The organism is Nonomuraea sp. NPDC049637 (genome assembly GCF_040675235.1).
Lineage (GTDB): Bacteria > Actinomycetota > Actinomycetes > Streptosporangiales > Streptosporangiaceae > Nonomuraea.
Map to the genome: position 1 here is coordinate 15,352 of NZ_JBFAOM010000029.1, position 17,116 is coordinate 32,467.

13 protein-coding genes are annotated in these 17,116 nt (G+C 69.5%); 2 read left to right on the forward strand and 11 right to left on the reverse strand.

All coding sequences use genetic code 11. The features are described from left to right. The first annotated feature begins 74 nt into the window (after positions 1-74). Entirely contained in the window at positions 75-1,772 is a 1,698-nt protein-coding gene (locus AB0J71_RS32550) for a CBM35 domain-containing protein (protein ID WP_364417623.1), read from the forward strand. Here the strand turns inward: AB0J71_RS32550 and AB0J71_RS32555 are convergent. The 10 genes from AB0J71_RS32555 to AB0J71_RS32600 all read right to left on the reverse strand — a co-directional run bounded on the left by AB0J71_RS32555 (position 1,765) and on the right by AB0J71_RS32600 (position 13,991). Then, on the reverse strand, positions 1,765-2,199 hold the full coding sequence (locus AB0J71_RS32555) for a hypothetical protein (RefSeq protein WP_364417626.1): 435 nt from the start codon (positions 2,197-2,199) through the stop codon (positions 1,765-1,767). The two genes, AB0J71_RS32550 and AB0J71_RS32555, sit on opposite strands and share 8 nt — an antisense overlap. Then, positions 2,193-2,537, reverse strand: a complete 345-nt coding sequence (locus AB0J71_RS32560) for a hypothetical protein (protein ID WP_364417628.1) — start codon at positions 2,535-2,537, stop codon at positions 2,193-2,195. The genes AB0J71_RS32555 and AB0J71_RS32560 overlap by 7 nt, the downstream gene beginning before the upstream one ends. Positions 2,538-2,633: 96 nt before the next feature. Further along, complete coding sequence (locus tag AB0J71_RS32565; protein WP_352321229.1) at positions 2,634-2,840, reverse strand: hypothetical protein; 207 nt, start codon at positions 2,838-2,840, stop codon at positions 2,634-2,636. 628 nt (positions 2,841-3,468) lie between these two features. Beyond that, positions 3,469-5,034, reverse strand: coding sequence for a pectate lyase (locus AB0J71_RS32570; protein WP_352321231.1), 1,566 nt, complete (start codon positions 5,032-5,034; stop codon positions 3,469-3,471). Between the two features lie 706 nt (positions 5,035-5,740). Next, positions 5,741-7,201 (reverse strand): cellulose binding domain-containing protein, encoded by a 1,461-nt coding sequence (locus tag AB0J71_RS32575; RefSeq protein ID WP_364417630.1) that lies wholly within the window; start codon positions 7,199-7,201, stop codon positions 5,741-5,743. A gap of 561 nt (positions 7,202-7,762) precedes the next feature. Then, positions 7,763-8,533: an ROK family protein gene (locus tag AB0J71_RS32580; protein WP_364417632.1), complete on the reverse strand. Its 771-nt coding sequence runs from the start codon at positions 8,531-8,533 to the stop codon at positions 7,763-7,765. Then, the gene (locus AB0J71_RS32585) at positions 8,530-10,848 is read right to left on the reverse strand and encodes a glycoside hydrolase family 2 protein (RefSeq protein WP_352321237.1); all 2,319 of its coding nucleotides are present in this window, start codon (positions 10,846-10,848) and stop codon (positions 8,530-8,532) included. The genes AB0J71_RS32580 and AB0J71_RS32585 overlap by 4 nt, the downstream gene beginning before the upstream one ends. Positions 10,849-10,872: 24 nt before the next feature. Continuing rightward, positions 10,873-11,781 (reverse strand): carbohydrate ABC transporter permease, encoded by a 909-nt coding sequence (locus tag AB0J71_RS32590; protein ID WP_352321238.1) that lies wholly within the window; start codon positions 11,779-11,781, stop codon positions 10,873-10,875. After that, the gene (locus tag AB0J71_RS32595) at positions 11,778-12,668 is read right to left on the reverse strand and encodes a sugar ABC transporter permease (protein WP_364417634.1); all 891 of its coding nucleotides are present in this window, start codon (positions 12,666-12,668) and stop codon (positions 11,778-11,780) included. The genes AB0J71_RS32590 and AB0J71_RS32595 overlap by 4 nt, the downstream gene beginning before the upstream one ends. A gap of 63 nt (positions 12,669-12,731) precedes the next feature. Beyond that, a complete protein-coding gene (locus AB0J71_RS32600; protein WP_352321240.1) occupies positions 12,732-13,991 on the reverse strand; it encodes an extracellular solute-binding protein in 1,260 nt (419 codons plus the stop codon). 152 nt (positions 13,992-14,143) lie between these two features. Between AB0J71_RS32600 and AB0J71_RS32605 the strand changes: the two genes are divergently transcribed. Beyond that, complete coding sequence (locus tag AB0J71_RS32605; RefSeq protein ID WP_352321242.1) at positions 14,144-15,187, forward strand: LacI family DNA-binding transcriptional regulator; 1,044 nt, start codon at positions 14,144-14,146, stop codon at positions 15,185-15,187. 220 nt (positions 15,188-15,407) lie between these two features. On the opposite strand, the gene AB0J71_RS32610 is transcribed toward AB0J71_RS32605, so the two are convergent. Next, positions 15,408-17,105: a hypothetical protein gene (locus tag AB0J71_RS32610; RefSeq protein ID WP_364417636.1), complete on the reverse strand. Its 1,698-nt coding sequence runs from the start codon at positions 17,103-17,105 to the stop codon at positions 15,408-15,410. Between the last annotated feature and the right edge of the window lie 11 nt (positions 17,106-17,116).

Sequence of the window (17,116 nt, forward strand, 5' to 3'; positions counted from 1 at the left end):
CACGGCAAGGGCCGAACGGCATCGGGGGCCGGTCCTGCCCACCTCTCGCATCACCAGCACAAGGAGGCAGAACGATGCACAGAACCAGGGCTGTCGCCCTCGCCGTCGCGGTGGCCGCCGCGACCCTGGCGGCCGTCTCACCCCCGGCCGCCGCGGCCGGCGCGACGCTCACCGTCGACGTCGGCCGCCCGTTCCGGCCGGTCACCCACGTCGCCGCCGGCGGCCTGTACGGGCTTGCCGAGAACTCCCGCCCGGCCGACTCCACCCTGTTACCGCTCAGGGTGAACTCGCTGACCCAGCCCGCCCCCGGCGTCGGCCAGAAGCCGAACGGCCAGCCGCCCGGCGGCGACGCGCTCCTGGTCGCCCCGCAGGCCACGCGCGCCGGAGCGGGCGAGTTCATCCGCATGCCCGACATCTACCCCGACTTCCCCTACAGGTGGGTGAGCTGGGACGACTGGCTGGCCAAGGTCACCACCATGGTCAACGCCCGCCTGTCGGCCACGACGGTCACCAACGTGATCGGCTGGGAGCTCTGGAACGAGCCTGACTGGACCTGGAACACCGCCGCCGCGGGCTCCTTCAACGACGGATGGACCCGAACGTACCGGGCGGTCCGGTCCCTCGACGCACAGACGCCGATCGTCGGCCCGAGCACCGCCGTCTACAGCCGCTCCTGGATGCAGTCGTTCCTGACCCACGCCAGGGACACCGGGACGCTGCCCGACATCATCTGCTGGCACGAGCTGAGCGGCCCTTCCAGGATCGCCGCCGACATCGCCGACTACCGCAACCTGGAGTCCTCGCTCGGCATCAGCCCGCGCCGCATCTCCGTCAACGAGTACGCCACCACCGGCGAGGTGGACGTACCGGGGTCGATCGCCAGCTACGTCGCCAAGCTCGAACGCGGCGGCGTCGAGTCCGCCCACCGCGCCTTCTGGTACGAGTACGGCACCATGAACGGCCTGGTCGTGAACAACACCCAGCCGACCGGCACCTGGTGGCTGTACAAGTGGTACGGCGACATGGCCGGGAACATGGTCACCACCACCTCCACCACGACCACCGGCCTGGACGGCTTCGCGGCCTACGACCCCACCCGCAAGATCGTCAACGTGGTCCTCGGCAACGAGGCCGGCACCAACACCGTCAACCTGACCGGCCTCGGCGCGCTCGGCTCCAGCGTCCGCGTCACGCTCCTGTCCACCCCCGCGAGCGGCCGCTTCACCGCCGTCGCCGCCCCCACCCCGCTGTCCACCACGACCCGCACGGTCAGCGGCGGCCAGCTCAGCGTCTCGGTGCCCGGCATGGTCGCCGGCAACGCGTACCAGCTCGTCGTCGAACCCGCCTCCGGCGTGCCCGCCTACCAGCAGCGCTACGAGGCCGAGAACGCCTCGGTGTTCCGCGCCCAGAGGCTGACCGCCCCCAGCGCGTCCGCCGGCGGCTACGTGGGCCGCATCGACAACTCCGGCACGCCCCGCACCGACAGCTACGTCGACTTCGTCGTCAACGTGCCGGCGGCGCGGGCGTACACGATGACGATCGGCTACGCCAACGGCACCGGCGCCACCGCCACCCAGGGCCTCGCCTACAACGGCGGCCCCTGGACCACGGTCAGCTACCCGCCGACCGCCGGCTGGGGCCAGTTCGGCGCCACCGTCAGCACCACGGTCACTCTCAAGGCCGGCTACAACGTGATCCGCCTGGCCAAGGGCTCCCCGTACTTCACCGGCGGCACCGGGTACGCCGAACTCGACTACATCCACCTCACCTGACCATGACCTGATCGGCCGGTGGAGCGCTCACCGCCGTGGCGTCCCAATGGGAGAACACGACCTCCACAGGCGTCACGGCGGTGAGCCGCTCCCGCACCGGCCGCCCCTCGCCGTCGATCCACAGCTCGTACGTCGCCCGCTCCCCGAACTCCTCGATCAGCCTGCCGCGCAGCCGCGCCTGCGCCGCCGGATCGCCGGCCCGTACCCGCTCGTACTCGTCCTCGATGTCCTGCATGGCCGGCAGCGGGTCGTACACGTCCAGGAACGCGGCGAGGTCCAGCCCGTCGAATGCCGCCCGCACGTCCACCGCGACCGTGTAGCGGCCGAGCCCGCCCTCGGAGACCGGGCCGCTCACCTGCCCCCGGGCGGCGAGCATCCCGTGCACCCGGTGGCTGTCGACCAGCTTCATGGCCTCGCCCGTCACCATGCCGAGGACGAACAGGTTGTACGGCTCGTGCTCCGCGGTGATCTTCTCCCAGGGCTTGCCGGGCGCGGGCTCTCTCCCGCCATCCGCATGTACGCGGCGTCGCCCGTACGGACGAGCCGCCCGCCCAGACCCTCGCCGAGGTCGGCGCGGATGTCCCGGTCCTGACCTTTGACGATCACCGTGGCGGTCCGGACGCCCTTCGTCGCCACCCGCTCGACGTCCGGGTGCTCCCGCAGGTACGCCCCGACGTACCCGGCGACCTCGGGAGCGGTCTTGGCCGCCGTGCCGCAACCCGCCACCAGCAGCGCCAACACGACGATCATCACGTATCTGGCCATGCGCGGGATGCTCGCACGGCCGTGTGCAGAACCCTCGGGGCCGAATGTGCAGATCGTGCTCCTGACACAGGGGCGTGCACCTGTGTGATCCGGGAGTCAGCATCCCGGGTCGCGGTAGCGGGAGAGGCGCAGTTCGAAGCCCGTTTCGCGACCGGCGTCCGTGAGGGCGACACCGCCGCTGGTCGCCGCGCGCCACAACCAGGGACGTACGTGCCTGAGCGGGGCCGGACCGTCGCAGATGGCCCGCCGCAGGGTCAGGCGCAGCCGGTGGAGCTCGTCGAGGTCGGCCGCCGGGTGGTCCACGGCTCTCCAGCGCCGCCAGCAGGGCGGCGAGCACGTGCCGTGCCTCGTCGTCCGCGCCGCCCCACGTCTCCTGGAGCAGCGGGAGGACCTGGGGCCAGGTGACGTGCGCGAACCGCGTGCCGTCCGAGGCGGGCGGCGCGGTGAGCGCGAGGGGCGCCGGCGCCAGGTACGTGAGGTCCACCGCGAGGTCCGGGTGGTGGTGGGCGGCGAGTGTGCGGTAACCGGAGAGCTGGTCCCGCCGGTGGCTCGAACGCTCCGTCTTCAGCTCGATCATCCAGAGCCGCTCGCTCCACAGCACCGCGTAGTCGGGCGCCCCGCCCTGCTCGTCATGGTGGCGCGGGGGTAACTCGAACTCGTCCACGAACAGCGGCGGCCCGTGCCGATCGCCGCCCCCGCCGAACGACAACACGTCGAGTGACCGCAGGAACCGGACGCCACGGGACGACGGCCTGTTCCGGCTGTTCCACGCCGGATAGGGGCCGTCGAGGATCAGCATGGTCATGAGGCGCTGGCAGTACTCCTCCCTGCCGAGCCGCAGGCGGCGCAGCAGACGGAGAGGGTCTTCCATCGTCACGCCTCATGATCGCACGCAGCGCCCGTGAGCGCAGGGGCCCACGGGCGGAGGGGGTCAGGCGGCGTACGTCTCGAACTCGGCGACCTTCGGGGCGCCGGTCGCGCTGGCGATCCTGAAGGTGATCTTGCTCAGCGAGACCGGGGAGAACGTGATCGCGCCCGCCCCGGTGCCGGATTTCAGCACCGCGCCGGTGCCGCCGTTGAGGACCTGCCAGGACCCGATGGTCCCCGACGAGCCGGACGCCTCGCGGATGACGATCGCGGACACCGTCCTGGCGGAGCTCCACTTGATCGAGATGTCGCCGGTCGTGCCGTTCGGCGACCAGAACGTGCTCAGGTCGCCGTCGCGGACGTTGGCGTAGCTGGTGCCGTCGGCCTTGCTGGAGCCGTCGGAGCCGGCGCCGATGCTGAGGTTGGTCCCGCCGGGGGTGGGGCCGGTCGTCGGCGTGCTCGTCGGCGTGCTCGTCGGCGTCGCGGTGGGGCCGGTGGGAGTGGCCGTCGGGGTCGTCGGCGTGCAGCTGCCGTCCGACACCTGCAGGCCCTTGCCCGCGCCCGCGGTCCGGCGGACGACGTCCGGCACGCAGTTCGCCGGGTCGAGGCTGTAGGAGTAGGGGATGGAGACGGTGATGGTGGAGCGCGGGTCGGGGCCTGCCGGGTGGTTCTCGGCGCCGGGCGCGGACCAGGTCACGTTGTCGAAGACATTGCCGGCGACCTGCCAGTAGCCCAGCTCGTCGGTGTAGAAGGTGCCGAGGACGTCCTTGGAGTCCTCGAAGTAGTTGTTCTCCACCTTGGCGCGCGCCCCGGCCCGGGAGTTGATGCCGGACTTGTTGAGGCTCGCGTAGTGGTTGTCGAACATGTGCGCGATGCCGCCGCGCAGCAGCGGCGCACGGGAGTCGATGTTCTCGTACAGGTTGTGATGGAAGGTGATGTAGCTGTTCGACAGGTCGCTCTCACTCGACCCGATCAGCCCGCCGCGCCCGGAGTTGCGCAGGACGCTGTACGACAGGGTGACGTACTGGGTGTTGTCCTTCATGTCGAACAGGCCGTCGAAGCCCTCGTCCTCGCCGCCCGAGGCCTCCAGGGTGACGTGGTCGACCCAGACGTTGCGCACGTCGCTCTCCATGGAGATGGCGTCGCCGCCGTTGGAGGTGGGGGAGCCCGCCTTCTTGACGTTCCTGACGGTCACGTTCTGGACGATGATGTTGCTGGATTCGCGGATGTGGATGCCGAGCTGGTCGAAGACGGCGCCGCTGCCGACCCCGACGATCGTGACGTTGCTGATCTGCTTGAGCTCGATCAGGCCGCTGTTGGTGTTGCAGCTCGGGCCCGACACCTTGGTCGTGTTGCCGTGGTTGATGGTGCCCTCGACCTGGATGACGATCGGGGTGGAGCTGCTGGCTCTGCTGCACAGGGCCTGGTGGATCGCGGTGCCCGTGGTGGCGCGTACCGTGGACCCTCCGGCGCCGCCGGTGGTGCCGCCGTTGCCGGTCGCGAAGCCGGTGGCGCCGCCCGCGGCGGCCGACGCCTGGAATGCCGGTAGCGCCACGCCGATCAGGCCCAGGCCCACGACGGCCGCTGTGGCCAGCGCCGTGTTGAGCCGCCATGCGGTCGCTCGTCTCATCGTCATCTCTCCTTCTGGTGCTCGCAGCGGTTAAAAGGTGGGCAAGCGCTTTCCGGAGAGTTGGGCAGAGTTAAGCACGCGCCGCCATGCCTGTAAAGAGGCGACCGCACGCGAGCCCGCAGCCGTGAAAGTTACATCGGACAAATCCGGCATCCGCGCAAGGGGCTGAAGCCCGGGAAACGTCCGGACCTGCGCCTCATGTCCGCGCGCCATGTAACACTGCATGCTCTTCTGCGAGATCGCTGCATGCGTTTGCAGCCTTCGAGGTCTCGCGCCTTTTCTCCCCGTCGAAGCGTGTGCTTGACTCGCGGCAAACGAGCGGAAAGCGCTTACCGGAGAATTCGCGCCAACCTCTCGAACGGAGTTCGACGTGCCTAACGACAACAACCGTCTCGGCCGCACGGCGGTCGTCTTGACCACGGGCCTGCTGACTGCCGGCGGCCTGGTGGCCGGGCTCAACACCCCGGCCGTGGTGGCCCCGTCCACGGGTGACGGCCGCCGGCCCTCCCACTCCGAGACAGGTCGCCGAATTGTCGCAGCGAAGGCGGCGCCAATGGTCGCCGATCAGATCATGCGCAGGTTGCCAGGAGCTCCGTCGTCATGATGGCTTGCCGCCGTTGGGCGACCCACCCCATCATGCGCCGCTCTCCCTGGGATCTTCGCGTTGACGGTGAAGACCCCAGGGAAGCGGCAGCATCCCCGACGTCTACCTCGCCACCGCACAGGGGATGGCGTTGAGGGTGAAGGTCGCGGGAACGCCGTTGGCGCCCTGGGCCGAGGAACCGTTGAGGCCGAAGCTCACCGTGCCGCCGGCCGGGATGGTCGCCGTCCAGGATTCGTTGGTCGCGGTGACCAACTGGCCCGACTGCGTGGCCTTGGCGTTCCAGACGCTGTTGATCGTCTGAGCGGCCGGGAAGGCGAACCGCAAAGTCCAGCCGTTGATCGCAACGGCGCTGTTGTTGCGGATCGTCACCTCGGCGTTGAAGCTCGACCCCCAGTCGGACAGCCCGTACGAGACCGTGCAAGCCGAGGTCGTGGGAGTGGGGCTCGACGTCGGGGTGACCGTCGGGGACGGGCTCCCGGTCGGGGTGACCGTCGGCGAAGGGCCGGGGCCGTTCCTGGCGGCCTGGCGGTCGGAATGGGCGCGGAAGGCGGCCAGTTCGGGAGCGCCCTGGGCGACGCCGAACTTGCCGTCGATCTGCCGGTCCTGATACCACCAGAATCCCGTCCCGTCACCGCCCTCCGCCTCGAAGGTCTGGAAGATTGCATTCCACCACAGCGTGCGGTCCACGTTGTGCACGTTGAACTCACCCAGGTAGAACGGCTTGCCGATGACGTCGTGCGACTCGCGGATCCAGGTGCGCACCAGCGCCTGGGTCTCCTCGATGCTCAGATCGGCCCAGTCCTCGGTCGGGTAGGGGTGCGCCGAGGTGAAGTCGATGTAGGGCGACTGGTGGATGTAGACGAAGGGGTTGCCCTCGTCGCCGCCGAAGCCGAACCGCGCCTCGTGCGCCTCCAGGCCGGTGCCGAGCAGGTGGTTGGCGTCAATGCCCTTGATGAAGGCGCCCATCTCGTCGACCCACTTGCGCAGGGTGTGGCCGGACTTGTTCTCCTCGGGGCTGACGTCCTGGTAGCGCGGCTCGTTCATCAGCTCCCAGGCGACGATGGCCGGCTCGTCCTTGTACTTCACGCCGCTGTAGTGGTTGGTCCGGTTGAGCACGTAGCTGACGTAGTTCTTGTAGGAGGTGAAGCAGCCGGCACAGCGCGTCTTGTCGAAGAAGGCCGCGCGGCCGGGGTGCCCACCGGACATGCCCTCCCACCGGAGCCGGGTGTCGATGCCGCCGTAGGCCTCCCAGTAGTTCTCGAAGACGGGCAGCAGCTTGACGCCGTGCCGCTTGGCCGACTCGATGACGTAGTCGAACAGGGCGAACTGCTGTTCGTTGTAGACGCCTTTCTCGGTTTCGAAGCCGTGCCAGCTCTCGTGGTTGAACAGCCAGGTGCGCAGCACGGTCACCTTGTCCGCCTGAAGGCGGGTGAAATGGGCGTCGATGCGGGCCTTGTCCATGTACTGCGTCTCGGTGTCGCCCGAGGCGCTGCCGTACGTGAAGAGGTCGTAGGTGTTGGCGCCGGCGAAGAAGAAGGTCTTGCCGTCGAGACAGAAGTGCACGCCGCAGCGGTAAGCGAACCCGGGCGGAGTGGTGGCGGCCGCGGAGGGCCGAATCGCGAGGAATCCGGCTCCCGCGACGACCAGAGCGATGACTGCGGCCCACACGATGGGGCCGCGTGCTATTGGGGGGTGGACGTTCATACCTCCAGTGAAATTCTTAACCAGTTAAGTTTCAAGAGGCCAGGCGGATGCAATGCGATATTCGTGCGGTTCTTCTGGAGCGATCCAAATTAGGCTCGAACCGAAACGCATCGCCATCGGCTCAGCCCGTGATGCACCCATCAAAGGAAGGGCGGCCCTGAAAGAAAACTGCGGCTTCTACCTGCACCGACTCCTGCACACACAAGATAATTCCGGGATATCGACCACTGAGCTCAGCCTCATCTCCGGCGCGAATCGCACCGAGCCTGAATTCGTCGACACAATAACCGCGCGGACGACATTGTCAGAACTTCCGATGACCTCCACGCAGTCTGGGGGTGCCGTCGGTGGCGTGTTCACTCGCGGGCGTGACGGTCCCGGCGTCGGTCTGCCAGTTCCCTGCCGTCGGGGCGGCGGGTTTCATGGTGTGCTCCTTGGCGGGTTCAGGACGAGAGCGGCGCCCCCGAGCAGTCCGGCGTCGCGGCCCAGGCGCGTGGGCTCCGCCCGCAGGCGGCGGAGGAAGCCGAATCCGGCGTTCTCCTTCACCGCCCGCCTGAGCGGGCCGAACAGCGTCGGCCCTGCGGCGGCCACGCCCCCTCCGATGACGACGTGGTCGAGGTCCAGCAGGACGGCTGAGCTGAGGATGCCGATGGCGAGCGCCCTCGCCGCGCGTTCGAAGGCCCGGGTGGCGATGACGTCCCCGGCCGCCGCGTCCGCCGCCAGGTGCTTGGCGTCAGGCCCGTCCCAGCCCTGGTCGCGGGCCCAGGCTGCCATGTTGGGACCGCTGGCGTAGAGCTCGACGCAGCCGGTCGCGCCACACGGGCAGGGTGGTCCCCCGGGGTCTGCGGCGAGGTGGCCGATGTGCCCGGCGTTGCCGGTCGGCCCGGTGTACGGCAGGCCGTCCAGGACGATGCCGCCGCCCACGCCCGTCGAGACCACCAGGCCGAGCATCGCGCGTGCGGTACCGGAACCGCCGCGCCACCACTCCCCCAGGGCCATGCACTGGGCGTCGCCGGCCAGGCGCACCGCCCGCTCGGGCAGCCTCTCCTCCACCGTCTTGACGAGCGGGAAGTCCCGCCAGCTCGGGATGTTGACCGGGCTGACGGTGCCCGCGGCCGGGTCGAGCGGCCCGGACGAGACGGCAGCCGCGGCGAACTTGGTGCCGTCGAGATCCAGCGCCGGCACGGTCACGGTCTCGCCTCGTTGACGCAGCGCAGGACCGGGTGGCCGACCAGGGCGGCCGGGTCCAGCTCGCGTTCGGTGGCCACGCGGAAGGTGATCGACTCGCCGGGCAGGAGCGTGACGAGCTGCTCGTCCACGGTGGCCGCCGGGTCGAGCCGGTCGGGGAAGAGCGCCAGTTCCCGCAGCAGGGTCCGGGCGGTGACGGTGACCGCCACCCCGTCCGGCTCCGCCGTCACGCGCGTCTCGTAGGCGGCGACCGGCAGGCCGGCCCGGGGGTCCTCGGCGAAGAAGTGCAGCCGACGCCGCTCACCCAGGGTGATCGCCACCAGGTCGGCGTCCGGGCCGCCGAGCAGCGGGACCATGGCCGTGGACCGCGCCGGCACCTCGACAGCGACACTGCCCTTGGCCAGCGTCCGGCCGTCGAAGGTCAGCCGGTGTTGCTCCAGCTCGCCGGACCAGACCTCGGCCGAGTCGTTGACCACGACGACTTCGCCCTCACGCACGGTGAGCAACCGGTCGGCGTATACGCGGCGCAACGCGTACCACAGCGGCTTGCGCCGCCCGCCGCCGTCCACCGCCGCCCACGACACGACCGGCCAGCAGTCGTTGAGCTGCCAAACGATCGTGCCCATGCAGACGGGCAGTTGCGCGCGGAAGTGCTCGATGCCGAAGGCGACCGCGCGCGCCTGGTTGACCTGGGTGAGGTAGTGCCAGTCGTCGAAGTCGCGCGGCTGGGGCAGGTGCTCGCCCAGGCCGCGCAGCAACTTCTGCTCGCCGTCGATCGCCTTCTGGTGCCCGGCCGGCGGCTCCTGCGTGCTCCCCTCGCGCAACGTCGCGTACGTGGGCGGCCCCTGGAAGCCGAACTCGGCGACGAAGCGCGGCCGGTAGGTGGCGTAGCGGGTGTAGTCCTCGCGGTTCCAGACGTCCCAGATGTGGATCGTGCCGCGCGCCGGGTCGTTCGGCGGCAGGTCCGGAGCGCCCGAGTAGGGACTGCCCGGCCAGTACGGGCGGGTCGGGTCGAGCTCGGCGACCACCTTGGGCAGCAGGTCGAAGTAGAACCCGGCGCCCCACGACAGCTCGCCCAGCTTCTCCCGCCAGCCCCAGTCCTCATGGCCTTCGATGTTCTCGTTGTTGCCGCACCACAGCACCAGGCTCGGCCGGGCGCTGAGCCGCGCCACCTGCTCGCGCGCCTCGGCCTCGACCTCGCTCGCGAACGGCTCCTCCTCCGGGTAGGCCGCGCAGGCGAACGGGAAGTCCTGCCACACCAGCAGGCCGAGCTCGTCGGTCAGATCGTAGAAGTCGTCGCTCTCGTAGCGGCCGCCGCCCCAGACCCGCACCAGGTTGACGTTGGCCTCGACGGCCTGGGTCAGCCGGGTGGCCAGCCGGTCGCGCGTCAGCCTGGAGGGGAAGCAGTCGTCGGGGATCCAGTTGACGCCGCGCACCGCGACCGGCGTGCCGTTGACCTGGAGGGCGAACGCGCCGCCGGTCTGGTCGAGGCGCACGTCGCGAAAGCCGATCCGCTTGTGCACGACCTGCTCGCCCAGGCGCACGGTCAGGTCGTAGCGGTGCGGCTCGCCGTACCCGCGGGGCCACCACAGCCGCGGCTCAGGCACCTGGAGCCGCAGCATGCCCTCCCCCGCGACCTCGGCGGAGACCCTGACCCCGGCCACCTCGGCGCAGACCGTGCCCGCGCCCGCCACGACGACGTGCACCTCGACCCGGCCGTCGCCGTGCACCAGCGGCCGGACCTGCGCCAGCCGCGCCCCGCTCCAGCTCTCCAGCCCGATCGGCTGCCAGATGCCCGAGGTGACCAGCGTGGGCCCCCAGTCCCAGCCGAAGTTGCAGGCCATCTTCCTGATGAACTGGTACGGCTCGGCATAGGCCCCCGGCCGCTCGCCCAGCTCGGCCCGTCTCGCCTCGGCGTAGCCGTACGGCGATGCGAACCGCACCTGGAGCGTGTTGACCCCCTCGACCAGCAGGTGCCGCACCGGGAAGCGGTAGGAGCGGTGCTGGTTGGCCGTACCGCCCACCTCGACGCCGTTGAGCGTGATCGTGGCCACGGTGTCAAGCCCCGCGCAGACCAGGTCGGTGTGCTCGTGCCCGTCGCCGGCCCAGGTGAACTCGGTCCGGTAAAGCCAGTCCGTGCGGCCGATCCACCCCAGCCGATCCTCGTTGTCGTCGAGGTAAGGGTCCTCGATCAAGCCCGCGGCCAGCAGGTCGGTGTGCACGCAGCCGGGTACGGCGGCAGGCACGCCGGTGATCCGGACGTCCTCCGAGACGGCCGAGAGGGTCCAGCCGTCGTGCAGCGGACGGTGAGTGCTCAACGTGGTTTCTCCTAGAGACGGGTGTCAGCCCTTGAGGCCGGACATCGCGATGCCACGGGTGAAGTGCTTCTGGAACAACAGGAAGAACACGACGGTCGGCAGCGAGGCCAGCAGCGAGGCCGTCATGATCACGCCCATGTGCTGGGCGCCGGTGAAGGCGGAGTTCAGCCTGGCCAGGGCCACGGGCAGGTTGGCCATCTGATCGCTCTCGACGATGATCAACGGCCAGAGGAAGTTGTTCCACTCGTTGAGCATCACGAAGATCGACATTGCGGCGAGCGCCGGCCGCAGCAGCGGCATGACCACCTGCCACCAGATGCGCCACTCCCCCGCGCCGTCGATCCTGGCGGCCTCGATGAGGTCGTTCGGGATCGACTGGAGGTACTGCACGAGGAAGAAGACGACGAACGCCTTGGGGATGGCCGGGACGACGTAACCGAGATAGCTGTCGATCCAGCCGAGGTTGCGCACGACCAGGTAGTTGGGGACGAGCGTGGCCTGCCAGGGGATCATCATCGAGCCGAGTATCATCAGGAAGATCACCCGGCGGCCGGGGACGCGGTGCTTGGTGATCACGTAGGCGGCCAGCGAGGCGGCCAGCAGCGCCAGCACGGTGATCACGGTGGCGATGAGCACGCTGTTGATCGCGAAGCGCCAGAAGCCGAGGTCCACCTCGGTGAAACGCTGGAACAGCCCGGCCACGTGGCCGGGGTTGTCGGCCGCCGGATTCCAGTCCGGGTCGCTGAAGCCGACGGTCGTCGGGTTCTGCGGCACGAACGAGGGCGGGTTGCGGGTGATCTCGAAGACCGGCTTGAACGCGGTGATCACCATCCAGTAGAACGGCACGATCATCGTGAACGCCAGCAGGTAGAGCGGCGCCTTGGCCCAGCGGATGCGCGTGCGAGGCTTGGCCGCCCGGTGCACGGCCGTCATCCCAGCTCCTTCGTGGTCCGGCCGAGGCGCAGTTGCACCAGGCTGATGGCGAAGATGATCAGAAAGAGCGTCCAGGCGATCGCCGAGGCGTAGCCGAGCTGGAACTTGGTGAAGCCCATGTCGTAGAGGTAGGGGACGATCATGAGGCCGGAATCCATGACGCCCCCGACGTTGCTGACTGAACGGAACACGATGTAGACCGCTTCGAACACCTGGAAGGCCGCGATCATCGTGGTGATCACGACGTAGGTGGTCACCGGGCGCAGCAGCGGCAGGGTGATGCCGGTGAACTGCTGCCAGGTCGTGGCGCCGTCGATCCGCGCGGCCTCGTAGTACTCCTCCGGGATGGTGTTGATCCCGGCGACGAAGATGACCATCGCGTAGCCCATGCCGGACCAGGCGGCCATCAACACCATGATCGGGATCGTCAGAGACGGCGTGGCCAGCCAGGCCACCGGTTCGCCGCCGAACCAGCCGGACACCGTGTTGGCCAGGCCGTAGTCCTCCGCGGCGAAGATCCAGCGCCACATCAGGAACAGCGCGATCGTCGAGGTCACGGAAGGCAGGAAGAAGACGGTGCGCATGATTCGGTCGCCCCAGCCCTGGCCGCGGAAGGCCAGCGCGAGCAGGAGCGCGAACGTCGTGGTGAGCGCCACCGCCGCCAGGACGTAGACCAGCGTGTTGGACAGTGCCCGCAGGAAGCGCTCGTCCTCCAGCAGGCGCGCGAAGTTGGCCAGGCCGACGAACTCCGGCGGCCTGACGCCGTTGAACTTGGTGAGGCTCAAGTACAGCGAATTGATCAGCGGCCAGATCAGGAAGCCCGCGAAGAGCGCCAGGAACGGCAGGAGCATCACGACGGAGGTGAGAGTGCCCCTCTTGGTGGCCATCGGATCGCCTTTCGATGGTGAGGACGGGCCGGTCGGGCCAGGTGACGACCGGCCGGGGGCGGATCAGCCGGCGTTCTGCTCCATGATCTTCGCGGCGGCGTCCAGGGCGGCCTTGGGCTCGGCCTTGCCGTAGATGACCTCCTGCAGCTTCTTGGTCACCTCGGCCTGGCTGGTCTCCCAGCCCGGGCAGTTCGGCGGGCCGTACCCGGAGGCGAAGGCGGCCTTGATGGCCTCCACCTGGTCCGGCGTCACGGGGAGGTTGGCGATGTTGTCGGTGAGCGGCGAGATCCACAGCACACCCCTGGTGGCGGCAGTGTCGGTGATCACCTTGACCGCCTCCGGAGTGTAGAGGGACTTCAGGAATTCGGCGGCCTGGGCGGCGTGCTTGCTGTAGGACATGACGCCGGCGATACGGCCGCCGATGAAGGCGCCGGCGCCGGCCGGGCCGACGGGCAGCGGGGCGGTGGCCCACTTGTCCTTGATCTTCGGCTGGGCGGTGTCGATGGCCTTGATCTGCCAGCTTCCACCGGACACCATGGCCACACCGTTGGCCAGTGCCGCCGGGGTCTCCGCCGTCTGGGTGGGCGCCTTGTGCTTCTTGTAGAGGTCGGCCCAATAGGTCAGCGCGGTGACGCCGGCGTCGTTGTTGAGCGCGGGCTTGCAGTCCGGTGTGTAGAGAGTGCCGCCGGCCTGACGCAGGAAGTTGAAGTACTGCAGCCAGTCGATGTTGCCCCAGTCCATCGAGTAGGGCACCTTGACGCCGTCGGCCTTGAGCTTGTCCAGGGCCGCGGTCAGTTCTTCCCACGTCTTCGGCGGCTTGAGGCCGGACTTCTCCAGCAGATCCGTGCGGTAGTAGGTGAGGTACACCGTCATGTCAAGCGGCGTGCCGTACACGGCGCCGTCGCGCGAGGTGATCGACTCCCAGACGCCCTGCTGAGTCTTGGCCTTGATCGCCTCCGGCAGCCCGTGGTCGCGCAGATCGATCATGCCGCCGAGGGCTCCGAACTCGATGCCCCACGACAGGCCACCGGAGACGATGTCCGGGCCGGTCTTGCTGGTGGCCGCGGCCAGGACCTTGGCGTGGCCGTCGTCCCAACTCAGCGCCGAGACCTTGATCTTCACGTCGGGATGGGTCCGGGTGTAGAGATCCGCGGCCTTCTGGACGGCCAAGGCCTCGTCCTCCGACCCGGTCATCCAGAACGTCAGGTTGGCCGGGCCCTCCGCCGGGGCCTGCCCCTGCTTGGGTGCAGTGCTGGTCGCACAGGCACCGGCCAGCAGGCCGAGCGCGACGACAGTCACCGTGGCCGTGCGGCGCCTCTTCACGGTGTCCTCCTGAGAGTGTGGGGGGTGCTAACTTAACCGTGTAAGTTGCGCCTAATGTAGGAGTGGCATGGCAACCTTGTCAACGCCGGATTTCCCAGGGATTACGACGTGCTAAATTCGGCTTGGTTTACTTAACTAATTAAGGAGCCTCGGTGAAGCGTCCAACCATCGCGGACATCGCGCAGCGCGCCGGAGTGTCGAAGGTGGCGGTCTCCTACGCCCTGAACGGCCAGCCGGGTGTGTCGGAGGCCACCCGTGCGCGCATCCTGGCCATCGCCACCGAGATCGGCTGGCGGCCCAACAGCGCGGCCCGCGCCCTGAACGGGGCCAAGGCCCGCACGATCGGCCTGGCCCTTCGCCGGCCCGCGCGCACCCTCGGCATGGAGCCCTTCTTCATGGAGCTCATCAGCGGCATCGAGGATGCGTTGTCGATGCACTCCTACGCCCTGATGTTGCAGGTTGCCAGGGACCACACCGAGGAGATCGAGTTGTACCGCCGCTGGTGGGGCGAGGGCCGCATCGACGGAGCGATCCTGGTGGACCTCTATGCCGAGGACCCGCGCATCCCCGTGGTCCAATCGCTGCACATGCCTGCCGTCACCATCGGCCACCCGTCCGTGTCGGGCTCCCTCCCCGCGGTGTGGTCCGACGACAGCGCCGCCATCCGAGAAACCGTGCAGTACCTGGCCGCCCTAGGACATCGCCACGTCGCACGGGTCGCCGGCCTGCCCAAGCTGGCCCACACCGCGATACGTGACCACGCCTTCGCTGCCGTCTGCCAGGCGGCCAGGGTCGAGGAGTGGACGATCGAGCACACCGACTACTCCGGGGAGCAGGGCGCACGCGCCACCCGCCGGCTCATCACCTCACCGCGCCGACCCACCGCCATCGTCTTCGACAACGACATCATGGCAGTGGCCGGCCTGTCCGTCGCGCAGGAGCTCGACATGAACGTTCCGGGCGAGCTGTCCATCGTGGCCTGGGACGACTCGCCGCTCTCCCAGGTGGTCCGGCCGGCGCTCACCGCACTGAGCCGGGACATTCCGGCTTACGGCATGAACGCCGCGCGCACCCTCATGGCAGTGATCGCCGGAGAGCGAACCGAGCATTTCGAGGATGTGGCGCCCCATCTGACTCCGCGGGCCAGCACCGGGCCGGCACCTACCCGGCACGACATTCCCGAAAGCGATTCGTGAGCCTGTGATCTCGCGCTCGGCAGCGGAGCAGCGGAGGCCCACACGCGTACGGGGGAGCAGCGTTGTGCGCCAAGGCGGCCCGCCGTCCTGAACAAGGCGGCAGCCAGGCGGCTTAGACGGTGCTCCGCGACACGCCCGCCCGCCTGGCGATCTCCGCGATGTTCACCCGGTCCCCCGCGCCGACGGGACGGCGAGCCTGGCTCGAATCGATGTCACGAGATCAGGAGGGTCCCAAGGCCGGGTCAGGCCGCTGCCCGCGCTGCTCGCGCTGCTCATGGGCGCCCGCGAGGATGAGGTAGGCGGCGGCCGTCCAGGTGTAGGCGCGGTCGCGCAGTCCTTCGCCGGTGCGCGCGTCGAAGTTCTCCGCGAACCCCGACTGCTCGCACAGCCTGCGGAAACGGGCGCTGATCTCGTCGGCCAGGGCGGTGTGGCCGGCCCGGCGCAGGCCGTCCTCGACGAGCACGGTCGACGGGGCCCAGATGGGCCCGCGCCAGTAGCCGTCGTCCTGGTAGTGCTCGGAGTCGGGGTGTTCGGTGGCCGGTCCGTACGCGGTGAGGTGGGACTCGATGCGGGCGGCCAGCGCCGCGTGCACCGGTTCGGGCAGCTCGTCGCCGAGCACGATGGGCATGAGGTCGAGCAGGCTGGAGGTGGACCAGGTGCGTCCGCTATGGGCGCCGCGGGCGACGAACCGCTCCCCCGTCCACAGCTCGGCCAGCAGCGCGTCCCGCATGCGGTCGGCGGCGCCGGACCAGTGCGCCCCCCTGCCGGGGTCGGGGGCCAGGCGGGCCAGTTCGCGCATCTGGAGCACGAGGAAGGCGGCCAGGTCGGCGGTCTCGACGACGCGCTCGGGGTCGAAGGTCGTGGCGTTGTCCCAGCCGCTGTCGTTGCCGTGCTGGTAGTGCGGCAGCTCGCGTCCGGGGGCGCGGCGGGCCGTCAGCCAGAACGTGGTCCAGCGTTCCAGCAGCGGGTAGACGTCGGGCGCCGGAGGCAGGCGGCGCAGGGCCCAGCCGTGCACGGGCGGCTTGACGAAGTTGTAGAGGATCTCCGAATGGGTGACGGAGTCGGGCAGCGCGCCGGCGTCGTCCTGGTGGTCGAAGGGCAGCCGGAACTGGTCCCAGGCCAGCTCGGGCAGGCCGCCCGCCAGGGCGATGGCGTTGAAGCAGTGGTCCCAGCTCCACACCTTGTCCATCCAGTGCTTCGACATCAGCACAGCGGGCCTGGTGACGAACCCGGCGGGCCGGACGGTGGCCGACCACAACACGTAGGCGGCCAGTTCGGCGGCGGGCGTGCCGTCGCCGCGCCAGGGCGCGACCGCGTCGGCGAAGGTGTCGAACTCGGCGCGGGCGGCCTTGGCCACCTGGTCGAAGGTGCCGCCGGCGCAGGAGTAGGGGGCGCGGGCGGTCTCGTACTCCTCGACGGCGATCTCCCACTCGCCGTCCAGGGCCAGGCCGCGTTCCGCGGTGCCGAGGGCCTGCGCGCCGAGCGGCTCGGCGTCCCCGGCCAGCACGGTGATCCGGTAGCGGCGGCCGGTCTGGTAGACGGTGAAGACGTACGAGCCGTCAACGGGATCCTGGTAGAAGTACGGCCCGCTGAACGGCGTCAGCACGGGATCGGCGGCCAGCACCCGCAGCCCGAGCCCGCGCCCCTGGACGCGTACGGTGTCGGCGCCCTCGTAGGCGAGGCGGATCAGCCCGTCGCCGGCGCTCCAGGTGAGCTGGTGCGGGGTGGCCGTGACGGCGGCGTCCACGGCGGGGACCAGCCGCAGGACGGGGTGCATGCCGGTCTGGTGGGAGACCAGGTGCACGTCCTGGGCGTAGGTCTTCTCGGCCACCACGGGCGAGAAGCAGAACCAGGATCCGCGGTGGCTGAACGGGATTTCCCGCAGGGAGAACACCGGGCCGGGAACGGCGACGGTCATGAAGTGAGGGT

Excerpts from the sequence above, each read along its gene's own strand:
- AB0J71_RS32550 (WP_364417623.1), top strand. The coding sequence starts at position 75 with ATGCACAGAACCAGGGCTGTCGCCCTCGCCGTCGCGGTGGCCGCCGCG.
- AB0J71_RS32555 (WP_364417626.1), bottom strand. The coding sequence starts at position 2,199 with ATGGTGACGGGCGAGGCCATGAAGCTGGTCGACAGCCACCGGGTGCAC.
- AB0J71_RS32560 (WP_364417628.1), bottom strand. The coding sequence starts at position 2,537 with ATGGCCAGATACGTGATGATCGTCGTGTTGGCGCTGCTGGTGGCGGGT.
- AB0J71_RS32570 (WP_352321231.1), bottom strand. The coding sequence starts at position 5,034 with ATGAGACGAGCGACCGCATGGCGGCTCAACACGGCGCTGGCCACAGCG.
- AB0J71_RS32590 (WP_352321238.1), bottom strand. The coding sequence starts at position 11,781 with ATGACGGCCGTGCACCGGGCGGCCAAGCCTCGCACGCGCATCCGCTGG.
- AB0J71_RS32595 (WP_364417634.1), bottom strand. The coding sequence starts at position 12,668 with ATGGCCACCAAGAGGGGCACTCTCACCTCCGTCGTGATGCTCCTGCCG.
- AB0J71_RS32610 (WP_364417636.1), bottom strand. The coding sequence starts at position 17,105 with ATGACCGTCGCCGTTCCCGGCCCGGTGTTCTCCCTGCGGGAAATCCCG.